Here is a 13,171-nt window from a genome sequence, read left to right on the forward strand (position 1 = left end):
CGACGCTGCCGCCCGTCGGCCGACAGGTCATCAGTGATCCATCAGTGATCCATCAGTGATCCATCAGGGAACTGTCAGGAACCCGGGGCGCGGCGTTCGAGCCGACCTAGCATCCGAGCATCGCCTCTTCCCCACAGGCGAACTTCACCACTCCCAGTGATCGAGGTACTTCGGCATGCGCGGTCTCTCCCGCCGGTCCCACCCGCCCGCCCAACGCGCCGTCGCGGGCGTCCTGCTGTCGGGCCTGGCCGTTGCCGGTCTGATGGTCTCGCCGCAGCGGGCCGCCGCAGCCGACTGCGACGGCCAGAGCAGCGTGGGCGGCGGCAACTGCACCACCGCTCTGATCAACTCCATCGGTGCCATGATCGGCGGCTTCCGCAGCGCGGCCCTCCAGGCGCAGGCCGACAACGCCGCGTTCACCCAGGGCATGGCCGGCCAACTGAGTGCCGCGGCCCCCGGCTACAACGTCATGGTGTTCAAGTACGACGGCACCGACCTCTACGACACCATCTGGTTCCGCAACGTGTACGAGGCGAACATGACCGGGGTGCTGGTCGACACCACCGTCAAGCTGCAGCACCACGACTCGCAGGGCGGCCCGGCCGGCTACGACGACTTCCGCATCTGGGTCTTCGCGGGTGACTCGACCTTCACCAACAAGGGCGACGGCGGGTACGGGAACTGGGCCTTCGTCGGCTCCGACTCCGACCGGACCGTGAGCACCACCAGGTCGTGTGTGCTGATCCGCTGCGTCGACAGCAAGCGGATCATCCACTTCCCCGCCCGCGACATCACGGTCCCGGGCGTCCCCAAGAGCGGTGGCACCCCGATCACCGACACCCCGGGCACCCCCGGCATCCCCGCGCACGACGACGGCGATGACGGTGATGACGGCAACGACGACGGCAGCGACGGCGGCGACGGCGGCGACACCAGCACCACCCCGGCCATCCCCGCGCACCAGGGCGGCGGCAAGGGCGGGGGCGGCAAGGGCGGCAGCGGTGGCGGTGCCGGCATCGCCGGGCTGCACCACCCCAAGGTGAAGAACGGTCGGGGGCCGGTGGTCACGGGGTCCTCGATCCTGGCCGGCGCCGGCGGCGCCAAGAACTCCGCCTGGCAGTTCACCGCCCTGGGCAACGGCCGGTACAAGATCACCAGTGCCGTCTCCGGGCTCGCGCTGACCGAGAACACCAAGACCTTCTTCGCCGAGGCCAAGCCGTGGACCGGCGCCGACGCGCAGAAGTGGCAGCTCGTCAGCGCGGGCGGCGGCCAGTACCAGATCCGGATCACCGACCAGGACTGCCTGACCTACGACGAGGACGCCAAGGCGCTCGGCGTCTGGACCTGCAACAACGCCTGGAACCAGCAGTGGAAGCTCCAGTAGCGGTCACCCCCGCACGCTGACCCGACGCACCCCGACCCGGCACCCGCCCGGGTCGGGGTGCGGCCGTCGGCGGGGGATGCCCCTGCCGTACGGTAGGTTCCCGCTGCGCCCTCGGGCGCAGCGGGAACAGCACCGCCCCTGCGTGCGGACCGAGAAGGGACGCTGACCATGGGAGACGAGAACAAGGGTGGGCCGAACGACGGCAAGGGCGGCGGGCACGCCAAGCCCGGCTCGCCGGCCATCGGCCCGAACCCCTCGAAGGACGGCCGGCAGCCGACTCCGGCACCGAAGCACAAGAAGAGTTGACCCCCGAACAGCAGCGGACCGCATTGGTGGCGGCGCTCACCGACGCCGGTTCCCTGCCCACCGAATGGGCTCCGGCCGTGGCGGCCGTGCCGCGACACGCGTTCCTCCCCGACACCATCTGGGCGGACGAGGACGGCGGCGACACCGAGTGCAGCCGGACCAAGGACCCCGAGCGGTGGATGCGGCTCGCCTACAGCGACCTGCCGATCGTCACGCAGTGGGACGACGGTGCCGGGGACGGCGACCACCGTACTCCCACGTCGTCGGCATCCATGCCCACCATGGTGGCCGAGATGCTGTCCGACCTGGACGCGGTCCCCGGGCATCGGGTGCTCGAAATCGGGACGGGCACCGGCTACAACGCGGCCTTGCTGGCGCATCGCCTGGGCGCCGAGATGGTGTCCACCGTCGAGGTGGACGCGCAGGTCACCGCGCAAGCCCGCACCGCACTTCGCCGGACCGGCTACACCCCCGAAGTCGTGTGCGGGGATGGCTCGCTCGGGTGGGGCGCACGCGCCCCGTACGACCGGATCATCTCCACCGTGTCACTGCGGGACATCCCGCCCGCCTGGGTAGCACAAACCCGGCCGGGCGGGGTGATCGTCAGCCCCCTCTCACCGCTGCTGGGCGGCGGGGCGGTTGCGCGGCTCACGGTGGACGGCGACGGGACGGCGAGCGGTCCGTTCACCCGGTCAGCGGCGTTCATGATGCTGCGGCAGCAGCGCTACCAGGGCACTCCGGTGGACGACTACCTGCCCGGTGAATGGCCGGGCGACTCCGGGCAGTCCTGGACGAGCCTCGACCCCGAAGCCATCGGGGGCGACTGGCTTGCACAGTTCGCCTGCGCCCTCGCTCTGCCGGACGTGTACTACCGGCGCAACGAGTTCGGTGACGGCGGCTGGACGTGGTGGCTGTTCGACACGGCCGTCACGTCCTGGGCAACGGTCGACTCCGTGCCCGGGGAATCCCGGTTCGAGGTCCGCCAGTCCGGGCCCCGGCAACTGTGGGACGAGACGGAGGCCGCCTACACCCGGTGGACGGCCGCCGGACGCCCCGGCTACGAGCGGTACGGGCTCACGGTGACACCTGCCGGACAGGCGGCCTGGCTGGACAAGCCCGGCAATCCCCTCCCGGGGCACCGCGAGTAGAGCGACAGCCGAGCCCCCGCCGCATCACCTGTCGGCGATGTCAGCCGCCGGCCGCCGGCCCTCGCCCCCGGCGCTCGCTCCTGGCGCGGGCGTATCGCCGGGCGGCGGCAAGGCGGGCGGCCTGAGTGATTTCCGCCGGGCCCCGCGAAGGACTGCCGGGAGACCGATTAGGTGATCGCCGACTGGTGCCGTACGGTCGGTACTACCGACGCGGGGTGGAGCAGCTCGGTAGCATAACCCAGAGGTCGCAGGTTCAAATCCTGTCCCCGCTACCACGAACGTCGATGGGGCGGACGCGCACTGCGCGTCCGCCCCATCGACGTTCTTCGCCCCCTGGCCTCTACCGGGGCCGTACTCGGCTCGCCGGGACCTCGACCGCCTTGTCGAGCTGCGGGTTCCAGCCGACGTCCCTGCGGGTCACTAGGGGACGATGGCCCAGAGCGGGCATTCCACCGGGAGCTGCTTCTGGCCCTTCACCCCGATGGTCGCCTTCCCGTCTTTTTGCGTGCCGGTGGCCCCGCTCGTCGGCTTGATCAGCAGGGTGAAGCACAGGCGGTTGCTGTCCGTCGAGGTCGTGTTCAGGCTCGCGTCCACGGTGAAGGACAGCACGCCGTCTTTGATGGGCGGCGCCGAGACGACCTTCAGCCCGTTGACTGCGTACGTCTGGTCGTTGTACCAGTAGTAGTTCGCCCAATCGACCCATTCCCAGCCGGTCGGGCTCTTGAACTGGCAGGTCACCGTCTGCTTATCCCATTGAGCGTCCTTCGGATCTGTTACGCGCAGCGAAACAGTGAAAAGGTGAAATCCCGGGTCGTTGGCGGGACCGATGGGAGCACTTTCCTGCGTGACGGTCACCTTGGTCGCCGGAACTGTGTGTTGGATGATCGGCTTTTTGGGCACCGGCGTGTCCGTCGGTTCTGCAGGCATCATGGAGATCGACCTTTCTTTCAGTGAGGAGTCTTCGCGGCTGGATGGAGAGTGATTACCCAAAGTCAGAGCTCAGCTACGGAATCCCCTCCACAGATTCGCACGAATGGGTCGCATACGCGCTCTGAGCGTGACGGCCGACCGGGTCGACGGAGCGGCTCCTTGAACAGTTGCCGTGTCACAATCACTTCGCCCCAAAGCCTGGGAAGTTCGTCAGCAAACTTCCCAATTTTGCTCCGCACGGACGACATGCGATCAAACCGCGCCCCTCGTACGATGATCAATGGAGGCCAGGAAACAGATGGGCACACACCCTTACGCCTTCCACATCGCCCTGGACGGGAACGGCATGAACGGTCTGGAGGGCGCGGCCGGCGTCTGCGTCTTCCGCTACGACCCGGACAGCGGCGAGTACTCCTACCGGGTGCGGTACTACGACGGCGTGTCCGGCGGTCATGCCGTCAGCATCACCCCTGACCGGAGGTTCGGGTTCCTCGGCAACGCCGGGCAGCAGATGCTCTTCTACGACGTCCAGTCCCTGGACGAGAGCGAGCGGGTCTCCACCCTGCGGTTCGAAGCCCCGGACGCGGCCATCAAGAGCAGCACCCACATGGTGTGGCTGGACGGCACCCACGGCATCACCGCGATCGGTGACGGTCTGTGGCTGATGGACCTCGACCGCCCGACCGGGGCCCAGCGCATCGGAGACCATCTGCTGAAGCTCCCGCACGCCATGAAGCGCACCGCCTCCGGCCGGTACCTCGTCTACGGCGGGATGGACCACCCGGGCCGGGGCGAAGCGGCCGAGGTCGGCATCTTCGACCTGGAGAAGCGCGTCGCCCGGCGGGTGCGGCTGCCGACGACCTGCTGGCACGTGGCCTGCCACCCGAGCGACGAGCGGTTCTACGCGCTGTCCTTCCGCGTACTGCCGCAGGAGGGCCGGGACTGGCACGAGTGGGCCATGGCCTACTTCAAGGAGTACGTGTACGAGATCGACGCCGAGTCCGGGCAGATCCTGCGGCACTGGGCGTGCGGGCAGAGCTTCCCCGCGCACATCAACTCGGACGTCTGCGTCTCCGACCGCGAGCTGATCTACTGCAACGGCGGCAGCGGCACCATCGTCATGATCGACCTCGCCGACTTCGCCTCGTACCGCGTGATCGACGAACGCCCGCGCCTGGCGGCGCAGTTGCGCTCCGCCCGGCAGGCGGCGCGGCAGGTCACCGACGCCTTCACCCGGGGCTCGCCCGGTCCGAGCAGCAAGCACTTCGTCGGCGCCCTGCGGGTCACCCGCGGCACGCTCATCGACGGTGTCTACGCCTGCCAGCTCTCCGCCGACCAGACGCTGCTGTTCACCGCCAACCGGGGGCTCAACACCATCACCGTGTACGACTACCCGGCGAACACCGTGCGGCTGCGGGTCGAGATGCCGGAGCTGCGCACCCACCTTCCCGAGCTGCCGGTCTGGACCGATCCCCGTCTGGGGTTCCACCACAGCACCCTGCTGAGCCCGCCGCCGGCCCGTACCGGAAACCCGACCTGAGGAGTTCCCATGAGCCCCGAGACCCCCGAACAGTTGAACGACGAACTCCATGCGGGCTGGGAGCACCTGCGGTCCACCGCGGCCACGGTCGCCGAGCTCCAGACCGCGATGTGGGGCGACTGGGCGGAGCTGACGGCCGGGCTGGCCACCGGCAGGCTCGCCTGGGGCGAGGTGTACAGCGAGTACTGGAAGTTCGTCGCCGACGAGGACCTGAGGTTCGCCCTGGAACTGAGCGGCCTCGGCATCGACTACGCCCAGCGGGTGGCGGAGGTCACCCGGGAGCACGAGCAGCGCCTGCGCGACCACCTCCGCAGGGCCGCGCAAGGAGGCGGCCCCGACACCACGGACAGCGACGACACCGGCACCGACAGCACCGACGACACCGACACCGACACCGACAGCACCGACGACACCGACACCGGCGGGAAGCCCGCCCGCTCCTCCCGCTCCAGGAGCCCGAAGCAGTGAGGGTCAGCCCGCCGCCGGGTCGCCGTCCTCCAGCGGACGGGGAAGCAGTTCCCGCGCCCCCGTCACCTCGGGATGCGGCCGCAGCCCGGACCTGACCCGGTCCGACAGGTGCGGACTGGTCACCAGCCAGCCCAGAGCCTCGACCAGCGCCTGCCGCGCGGGCCTCGGCCGGTAGCCGAGGCCCGCGGCCTTGTCGTGCCGGTACCAGTAGAAGCGGCCCATCGTCCGGGCCTCCGCCCGGGTGGTCGCCGGGGCCTTGGCGGTCAGCACCGCGCGGATCTCTCCCAGCGTCGCCGCCAGGTACGCGCCGGTGTGGCTGGCGGTGGCCCACGGTCCACGGGTGCCGCACAGCTCCGAGATGGTCTGGTGGATGGTCCGCCACGCCCAGTTCTCGCCGCCGAGCAGGTAGCGCTCCCCGGACCGGCCGTGCTCGGCGAGCAGCACGTGGCCGGCCGCGACGTCCCGGACGGAGACGATGTTGCAGCCGCCCGGATAGGTGGTGCGCAGCGAATCGGCCAGGTACCGGGTGATCAGCGCGTTGCTGGGCACCAGCCGCCAGTCGGGCCCGCCGACCACGATGGTCGGGCAGGCCGCCACGACCTCCAGGCCGAGTTCGGCGCCCAGGGCGAACGCCGTCCGTTCCTGCTCCAGCTTGGTCACGAAGTAGTCCGGCAGGTACTCCGCTCCGGGCGTCCACTCCTCGTCCCGGGCCACCGGTCCGCCCGACGAGCCGCAGGCGATGGAGGACGAGGTCACCACGACCCGCCGGACCCCGGCCTCCGCCGCCGCCCGCAGCACCTCGCAGGTGCCTTCCACGTTGGCCCTGGCCAGTTCCTCCCGGCTGGTGTCCCAGTAGGCGAAGACGGCGGCGCAGTGGAACACCGTGTCGCAGTCCTCGAACGCGGGCCGCAGGCTGAGCGGGTCGCGCAGGTCCGCGTTGACCAGGGGCGCGTCGAGGCCGTGCAGCTGCCGGAGGTCGCTGCTGCGGCGCACCAGCGCCCGCGCCTCGTGGCCGGCGGCGAGCAGCGCGCGCACCACCTGGGACCCGACGAGCCCGCTGGCGCCGGTGACGCACGCCCTCACGGGGCCTGCCTCGACCGCCGGTCCCGGGCCGCGGCCTCACGCAGCCCCTGCCAGAAGCCGACGACGGCCGGGCGCAGCGACTCGCGGAACTCGTCCAGCAGGGGGGAGCGGGCCGGGGCGATGTCACCGGGCGCGACGTGCCAGAAGCCGTCCGGACCCAGTCGTCCCGGCGGGGTCGGCGCGGTCAGGACCTGGGAGGTGACGGTCCGGATCATCCGGGCGGCCTCGGTCAGCCGCTGGGTGGGCAGTTCGGCGGCCTCCGCGTCGTCGAACTCCTCCCAGGGCCGGCCGATCCGGTAGGGGCGCCCCTCGTACTGCGCCTCGAAGTTGTCGAGGGTGCGGGTGAAGAAGCGTTGGTAGGAGTCCTGTACCAGCGGGTCCCTGAGCTTGGGACGGCTGTCGGGGCGGATCACCTGCCAGGTGAGCGGCAGGGTGAACCGCTGGCGGACCCGGATCACGATCAGGGTCCGCTCACCGCCGCCTGCGGGGAGGAAGGTCACCGACCCGTCGTCGTACTCGGCGGATCCGTTCGGACTGTGGACCGTGCGCCAGGAGATCCGCTGCCGCTGTTCGCCGTAGTCCACCGACTCCAGCTTGCAGACGTCGATGGGCGGGCCGCCGGAGTACGCCATGTAGTTCGGTTGCGCCAGGTACAGGTTGCGTTCGATCTGACGGGTGGGCCGTCCCTGGGCGTCGCGGGAGACCACGTGGACCCGTCCGCCGAGGTAGTCGGTCATGTAGCTGATGGACCGGCTGATGTTGACCCGCCGCACGAACTCCGGGTACGGCGCGTTGACGGTGCGTTCGCAGCCGAACAGGATCGAGTGGCCCACGTGCTGCCAGCGCATCTGCCAGGCGTCCGCGGGCAGTGCGTCGATCACCGTCTCCAGCGGCCGGAGGAGGCCGGTGATCCGGTCGAAGTCCTCGTGGGTGTAGGCGCCCGGGTCGACCGCGAGGGAGACGTCCCGGCGCCGGATGTCCTGCTTGGCGTTCCCGGTCCGCCAGGCGCGGACGGTGGAGGAGGCTGAGGCCGCCGCGCCGACCATCGTGCACAGGGTGGCGGCGGCCGCCGGGTTCACGTCCGCGGCGCGGATGAGCGAGGTGAGGAGGCGGGAGAGCCGGGCGAGCGCCGGGTCGGTGACTTCCGCCGCGTTCGGGGCTACGTGCCAGGAGGCGATGCTGAACAGTCGGTGGGCCCGCCCGTCCGGAGCGAGCCGACGCACCGCCTCGACCAGGGACCTCGGCGGATTGCGCCAGCCCTGGTAGGGCGTCAGGTCGCCGTCGATCCGGTAGGAGTCCGGCAGGCCCCGGTCCCTGAGCACCCGCGCGTTGAGCGGCGACGAGACGGGGTCGACGCCCATCAGCAGTGCGCCGACCAGGTCCGCCAGGACGCCGTCCGGCGCGGCGATCACCGTCTCCGTCCGCAGTGGCCGGCCGACCTGTGATCCGGCGCACCCGTGGCTGCTCACCACGGCGTCGATGAGGTGGAAGTCCGGCGGGTAGGAGCCCAGCAGGTCCACGATGACCTCGGCGCCGTCGCGTCGGGCGCGGTAGTGGTGGTGCTTGTCGTCCTGCGGGAGCACGCCGAACAGGTTGGCCAGGCACAGGGCGTAGCCGAACTCCGGGTGGGTGCTGTTCTTCGCGATGTTGATGCGGAAGCCCGCCTCCAGCCAGCTGCGCGCCATGCCGCTGCCGTGCAGTACCGCGGAGTCGGGGAAGTCCGCCGGCTCGACCTCCTCCGACAGGTCCACGACGCGGTAGGCGTTGTCCTGCGGGGTCCGCCCGCCGTAGCCGAGTCGGCGGCAGGCGTCGAGGAGCCGGGGGCCGGCCAGCCAGGTGTCGGGGCCGCAGCGGGCGGCGCCGACGGTGACGTCGTGGTAGCCCCGGTCGTGCAGCAGGTCGATCAGGTGCTCCACCAGGGCGGCGCTGACCGCGGTTGCCGGGTCGCCGTACGCGGACGCGCCCGGTGTCAGCAGCACCGCGACCGCTCCCGGGTCGTCGTGCGCCCGCTCGGCCAGTCGCTCCCAGAGCCCGGCCCGGGCGACCGCCTCGGCCAGCAGGTCGGCGGCGCAGAGTGGTCGGACTCGGGTGGATCGGGCCACGGCGGCGACGACGGTCACATCTCCCCCAACGCCGACGGACGGCTTTCCCGCGTGCGGTCGGCCCATCGCTGATTGGCCAGAAAATATCCCAAAGAGGTTTAAAGCGATGCTACTGCGTGGACATCGGATGCGGGGTGGGACGCGCGCTCGTGTCCGTGTCCTGCCCGGCCGGACCCGGCCGGGCAGGACACGGACAGACCGGGGCGCCGTCGGGCCGGGGGCGGTGGTGTCCGGGCGGCGTCGGGTCAGTGGCCGATCAGGGACTCGGGGCGGATGGGTAGTTCGCGGACCCGGACGCCGGTGGCGTGGTGGACGGCGTTGCCGATCGCCGCCGCCGTCCCCACGATGCCGAGTTCGCCGATCCCCTTGGAGCCCATCGGGTTGAGGTGGGGGTCGGGGTCGTCGATCCAGTGCGCGTCGACGGCGGTGACGTCGGCGTGCGCGGCGACGTGGTAGGCGGCCAGGTCGCGTTCGACGTGCCCGCCGAAGGACGGGTCGGTGGTGCTGTGCTCCAGCAGGGCCATCGACAGCCCCATGATCATCGCGCCGGTCAGCTGGCTCCGCGCGGCCAGCGGGTTGACGATGCGTCCGGCCGCGAACACCCCGAGCAGGCGGCGCACCCGCACCTCGGCGGTGTCCTGATCGACCTGGACTTCGGCGAACTGCGCGCCGAAGGCGTGCCGCGCGTACTCCTGGCCGGTGCTTCCCACCTCCTCGGTGGTGTCGGCGTGTCGGGTCAGCCCGTCGGCGGGCGGCCGCCCGCCGTGCTCGGCCAGTGCCGTGCGCAGTTCCTCGCTGGCCCGGTGCACGGCCCATCCCCAGGAGGCGGTGCCGGAGGAGCCGCCCGCCAGCGGCGCCTTCGGCAGGTCGCTGCGGCCGATCCGCAGCTCGACGTGTGAGGGGGCGACCCGTAGGGCGTCGGCGGCGATCCGCACCAGCGCGGTGCGCGCCCCGGTGCCGATGTCGGTGGCGTTGACCCGCAGCAGGAAGCTTCCGTCGGGGCGGGCGTGCGCCTCCGCGGCCGCGGGACCGACCAGCACGGGGTAGGTCGAGGCCGCCACTCCCGTGCCGAGCAGCAGCCGGCCGTCCCGGCGGACCCCGGGGCGGGGATCGCGGTCGGCCCAGCCGAAGCGCCGGGCGCCCTCGCGCAGGCACTCGACCAGGCGGCGGCTGCTGAACGGCTTCCCGCTGTCCGGATCGAACGCGGGTTCGTTGCGGATCCGCAGCTCGACGGGGTCGAGGCCGCAGGCCAGGGCCAGTTCGTCCATGGCGGACTCGAGCGCGAACATGCCGGGGCACTCGCCGGGTGCCCGCATCCAGGAGGGGGTGGGCACGTCGAGCCGGGCGACCCGGTGGACGGTGCGGCTGTGCGGTGCGGCGTACATCATCCGGGCGGGGACGGCGGCCTGCTCGACGAATTCGCGCAGGGTGGAGGTGCGGGTGGCCACCTCGTGGGCGAGCGCCGAGATCCGGCCGGTGGTGTCGGCGCCGATCCGGACCCGTTGGACGGTGGGGGAGCGGTGCCCGACCAGGTCGGCGAGCTGGGCGCGGGCGAGGCAGAGCTGGACCGGCCGCCCGACCGCGCGGGCGGCCAGCGCGGCCAGCACCGTGGGCGCCCGGGTGGTGCCCTTGGACCCGAAGCCGCCGCCGACGTGCTCGCTGACCACCAGGACGTCCTCGGCGCGCAGGCCGAAGAGCTTCGACAGGTTCTCCTGGCTGTTGCCGGAGCCCTGGCTGGCGTCGTAAACGGTGAGCCGGCCGCCGTCCCAGGCGGCCGTCGCGGCGTGCGGTTCCATGGGGTGGTTGTGCAGCGGCGGCACGCGGTAGGTGGCGTCCACCTGGTGCGGGGCCCTCCGGTAGGCGTTGTCGAAGTCGCCTCTGGCGCGCTCCGCGGGGTAGCCGCCGTTCGCCTCCTCGGGGGTGTAGAGGCCCGGGTGGTCGGCGGTCAGCAGGACGTCGTGCGGCTCCCGGGTGCAGCTGATCCGCAGCGCGCGGGCGCCGGCCCGGGCGGCCTCCGGGGTCTCGGCGACCACCAGCGCGACCGGCTGCCCGTGATGGGCGATCCGCGCGGACTGGAGCACGGCCAGCGTCGGGTCGTCGGTCGGGGCCAGCCGTTCGGCGTTGCGGTGGGTGATCACCGCGAGGACGGCCGGGTCGGCGAGGGCGTCGTCGTCCTCGACGGCGTCCACCACGCCGCGCGCGAGTGCGGCGGTGACGAGCCAGGCGTAGGCGGCGCCGGCCGGGTGGTGGTCGGTCGCGTACCGGGCGCGGCCGGTGACCTTGTCGGGCCCCTCCACCCGGGTGAGCGAGGTGTCCCGGTGCTCCTGGCGGCCCTGGTGTTCCTGGCGGTTCCGGTGAGCCGTCATTCGGACTCCTCCTGCTGCGGTGTGAGGTCGGCGAGGACCCGTACGGCCGCCTCGCGTGCCAGCGGCACCTTGAACGCGTTGTCCCGCAGCGGCCGGGCGGCCGCCAGCTCGGCGTCCAGCGCGGCCCTGAAGACCTCCTCGGTGGCGGGCTGCCCGAGCATCGCCCGCTCGGCGGCCGTCGCCCGCCAGGGCTTCGCCGCCACTGCGCCGAGTGCCAGTGCGACCCGTGCCACCCTCCCCTCGCGCACCACCACTACGGCCGCGACCGAGACGGTGGCGAAGGCGAACGAGGCCCGCTCGCGCACCTTGCGGTAGGCCGAGCGGGTGCCCGACCACGGCGGTGGCAGGTCGACCGCGGTGATCAGCTCGTCGGGGCGCAGCCCGGTCTCTAGGGCGGGGGTGTCCCCGGGCAGCCGGTAGAACTCGGTGAGCGGGCAGCAGCGGGAGCCGGTCGGACCGGTCAGCCGCACCTCGGCGTCCAGCGCCGCCAGTGCCACCGCGAGGTCGGACGGGTGGGTGGCCACGCAGGCCGCGGAGGCCCCCAGTACGGCCAGATCCCGGTGCACGCCCTCGCGCGCGGGGCAGCCGGAGCCGGCGACGCGCTTGTTGCACGGCTTGGTGACGTCCTGGAAGTACGGGCAGCGGGTGCGTTGGAGCAGGTTGCCGGCGGTGGTGGCGAGGTTGCGCAGTTGCCCGGACGCTCCCGACAGCAGGGCCTGGGACAGCGCGGGATAGTGCAGCCGGACCAGCGGGTGCGCGGCCAGCTCGCTGTTGGGCACCGTCGCGCCGATCCGCAGGCCGCCGTCGGGGAGCGGTTCCACCAGGCCGAGCGGCAGCCGGCTCACGTCCACCAGCAGCTCCGGCGCCTCCACGCCGAGCTTGAGCAGGTCGACCAGGTTGGTGCCGCCGGCGAGGAACCTGGCTCCTGGGACCTGCGCGGCCATCGCCACGGCCGAGGCGACGTCGGCGGGCCGGTGGTAGCCGAAGGGCTTCACGGGGCGACCTCCCGGACGGCGCGGACGATGCCGGGGTAGGCGCCGCACCGGCAGAGGTTGCCGCTGAGGCGTTCGCGGATCTCCGCCTCGTCCAGCGGCGACGGCGCCTGCGGGTCGGGGTCCGTCACGGCGCTCGGCCAGCCCTTCGCCGCCTCCGCGAGCATCCCGACCGCCGAGCAGAGCTGCCCGGGCGTGCAGAAGCCGCACTGGAACGCGTCGTACTCGATGAACGCCCGCTGGAGGGGGTGCGGCCGGTCGTCGGCGGCCAGGCCCTCGACCGTGGTGACCGCGGCTCCGTCCTGGGCGACCGCGAGCACCAGGCAACTGTTCACCCGCCGCCCGTCCAGCAGCACCGTGCACGCCCCGCACTGTCCGTGGTCGCATCCCTTCTTCGCCCCGGTCAGCGCCAACCGCTCGCGCAGCAGGTCGAGCAGCGTGCGGCGGTGGTCCACCTCAAGGGTGTGCTGGTCACCGTTGACGGAGAGCGTGACGGTACTGGCCACATCCATGGCTTCCTCGGGGGTCGGTCGGCAGCCGACCGCGCCGGCCGGCACGGTGATGCCTTCCACCGCCGGGACGGAGCCCGCATCGAGGGGGCCCGGAACCACCGGTTCGGTCCCGTGCGGCGGCCGCGCGGTCCTTACTTGTCTTGGGCGCCGACCAGGGGTAGTGTTCCCTAGTCGCTCGGCAGGGAGCACCGGACACGCATCGGCGCGGACGGTCCCGGGGCGGCCAATCCTCTTGAAATGCCATGTCCTGGTTCGGGCTGGGTCGCGTCTTGTCGCGGCTTGGTTCTTATTCGGCGTGTTCGTTTTATTGGATTGCGGCCGATTCGCTTTTCGGAGTGGG

Annotated in this window: 11 protein-coding genes; 5 read left to right on the top strand and 6 right to left on the bottom strand. The window is 71.9% G+C overall.

All coding sequences use genetic code 11. The features are described 5' to 3' along the window. Positions 1-175: 175 nt before the first annotated feature. The 3 genes from ACIQVZ_RS36735 (at position 176) to ACIQVZ_RS36745 (ending at position 2,838) form a co-directional block, all read left to right on the top strand. A complete protein-coding gene (locus ACIQVZ_RS36735) occupies positions 176-1,384 on the top strand; it encodes an RICIN domain-containing protein (protein WP_402456238.1) in 1,209 nt (402 codons plus the stop codon). 168 nt (positions 1,385-1,552) lie between these two features. Beyond that, entirely contained in the window at positions 1,553-1,690 is a 138-nt protein-coding gene (locus ACIQVZ_RS36740) for a hypothetical protein (RefSeq protein ID WP_402456240.1), read from the top strand. Continuing rightward, positions 1,687-2,838: a methyltransferase domain-containing protein gene (locus tag ACIQVZ_RS36745; protein WP_402456242.1), complete on the top strand. Its 1,152-nt coding sequence runs from the start codon at positions 1,687-1,689 to the stop codon at positions 2,836-2,838. The genes ACIQVZ_RS36740 and ACIQVZ_RS36745 overlap by 4 nt, the downstream gene beginning before the upstream one ends. A gap of 420 nt (positions 2,839-3,258) precedes the next feature. On the opposite strand, the gene ACIQVZ_RS36750 is transcribed toward ACIQVZ_RS36745, so the two are convergent. Further along, positions 3,259-3,768 (bottom strand): hypothetical protein, encoded by a 510-nt coding sequence (locus ACIQVZ_RS36750; protein ID WP_402456244.1) that lies wholly within the window; start codon positions 3,766-3,768, stop codon positions 3,259-3,261. A gap of 298 nt (positions 3,769-4,066) precedes the next feature. Between ACIQVZ_RS36750 and ACIQVZ_RS36755 the strand changes: the two genes are divergently transcribed. Next, positions 4,067-5,308: a hypothetical protein gene (locus ACIQVZ_RS36755; protein WP_402456246.1), complete on the top strand. Its 1,242-nt coding sequence runs from the start codon at positions 4,067-4,069 to the stop codon at positions 5,306-5,308. A gap of 9 nt (positions 5,309-5,317) precedes the next feature. Next, positions 5,318-5,776, top strand: coding sequence for a hypothetical protein (locus tag ACIQVZ_RS36760; protein WP_402456248.1), 459 nt, complete (start codon positions 5,318-5,320; stop codon positions 5,774-5,776). Between the two features lie 3 nt (positions 5,777-5,779). On the opposite strand, the gene ACIQVZ_RS36765 is transcribed toward ACIQVZ_RS36760, so the two are convergent. The 5 genes from ACIQVZ_RS36765 to ACIQVZ_RS36785 all read right to left on the bottom strand — a co-directional run bounded on the left by ACIQVZ_RS36765 (position 5,780) and on the right by ACIQVZ_RS36785 (position 12,831). Then, positions 5,780-6,859, bottom strand: a complete 1,080-nt coding sequence (locus tag ACIQVZ_RS36765) for an NAD-dependent epimerase/dehydratase family protein (protein WP_402456249.1) — start codon at positions 6,857-6,859, stop codon at positions 5,780-5,782. Continuing rightward, the gene (locus tag ACIQVZ_RS36770; RefSeq protein ID WP_402456251.1) at positions 6,856-8,979 is read right to left on the bottom strand and encodes a DUF362 domain-containing protein; all 2,124 of its coding nucleotides are present in this window, start codon (positions 8,977-8,979) and stop codon (positions 6,856-6,858) included. The genes ACIQVZ_RS36765 and ACIQVZ_RS36770 overlap by 4 nt, the downstream gene beginning before the upstream one ends. A 227-nt stretch (positions 8,980-9,206) precedes the next feature. Continuing rightward, the gene (locus ACIQVZ_RS36775; protein ID WP_402456253.1) at positions 9,207-11,327 is read right to left on the bottom strand and encodes a xanthine dehydrogenase family protein molybdopterin-binding subunit; all 2,121 of its coding nucleotides are present in this window, start codon (positions 11,325-11,327) and stop codon (positions 9,207-9,209) included. Beyond that, positions 11,324-12,322 carry an FAD binding domain-containing protein gene (locus ACIQVZ_RS36780; RefSeq protein WP_402456255.1) on the bottom strand — a complete coding sequence of 333 codons (999 nt, stop codon included), beginning with the start codon at positions 12,320-12,322 and terminating at the stop codon, positions 11,324-11,326. The genes ACIQVZ_RS36775 and ACIQVZ_RS36780 overlap by 4 nt, the downstream gene beginning before the upstream one ends. Then, positions 12,319-12,831: a 2Fe-2S iron-sulfur cluster-binding protein gene (locus tag ACIQVZ_RS36785; protein WP_350878793.1), complete on the bottom strand. Its 513-nt coding sequence runs from the start codon at positions 12,829-12,831 to the stop codon at positions 12,319-12,321. Before ACIQVZ_RS36785 ends, ACIQVZ_RS36780 begins: the two co-directional genes overlap by 4 nt. Between the last annotated feature and the right edge of the window lie 340 nt (positions 12,832-13,171).

It is taken from the genome of Kitasatospora sp. NPDC098663 (genome assembly GCF_044760075.1).
In the GTDB taxonomy this organism is placed as follows: domain Bacteria; phylum Actinomycetota; class Actinomycetes; order Streptomycetales; family Streptomycetaceae; genus Kitasatospora.

What these genes read in the sequence shown, in the direction of transcription:
- ACIQVZ_RS36735 (WP_402456238.1), top strand. Translation starts at nt 176, where the DNA reads ATGCGCGGTCTCTCCCGCCGGTCCCACCCGCCCGCCCAACGCGCCGTC.
- ACIQVZ_RS36740 (WP_402456240.1), top strand. Translation starts at nt 1,553, where the DNA reads ATGGGAGACGAGAACAAGGGTGGGCCGAACGACGGCAAGGGCGGCGGG.
- ACIQVZ_RS36750 (WP_402456244.1), bottom strand. Translation starts at nt 3,768, where the DNA reads ATGATGCCTGCAGAACCGACGGACACGCCGGTGCCCAAAAAGCCGATC.
- ACIQVZ_RS36755 (WP_402456246.1), top strand. Translation starts at nt 4,067, where the DNA reads ATGGGCACACACCCTTACGCCTTCCACATCGCCCTGGACGGGAACGGC.
- ACIQVZ_RS36760 (WP_402456248.1), top strand. Translation starts at nt 5,318, where the DNA reads ATGAGCCCCGAGACCCCCGAACAGTTGAACGACGAACTCCATGCGGGC.
- ACIQVZ_RS36775 (WP_402456253.1), bottom strand. Translation starts at nt 11,327, where the DNA reads ATGACGGCTCACCGGAACCGCCAGGAACACCAGGGCCGCCAGGAGCAC.
- ACIQVZ_RS36785 (WP_350878793.1), bottom strand. Translation starts at nt 12,831, where the DNA reads ATGGATGTGGCCAGTACCGTCACGCTCTCCGTCAACGGTGACCAGCAC.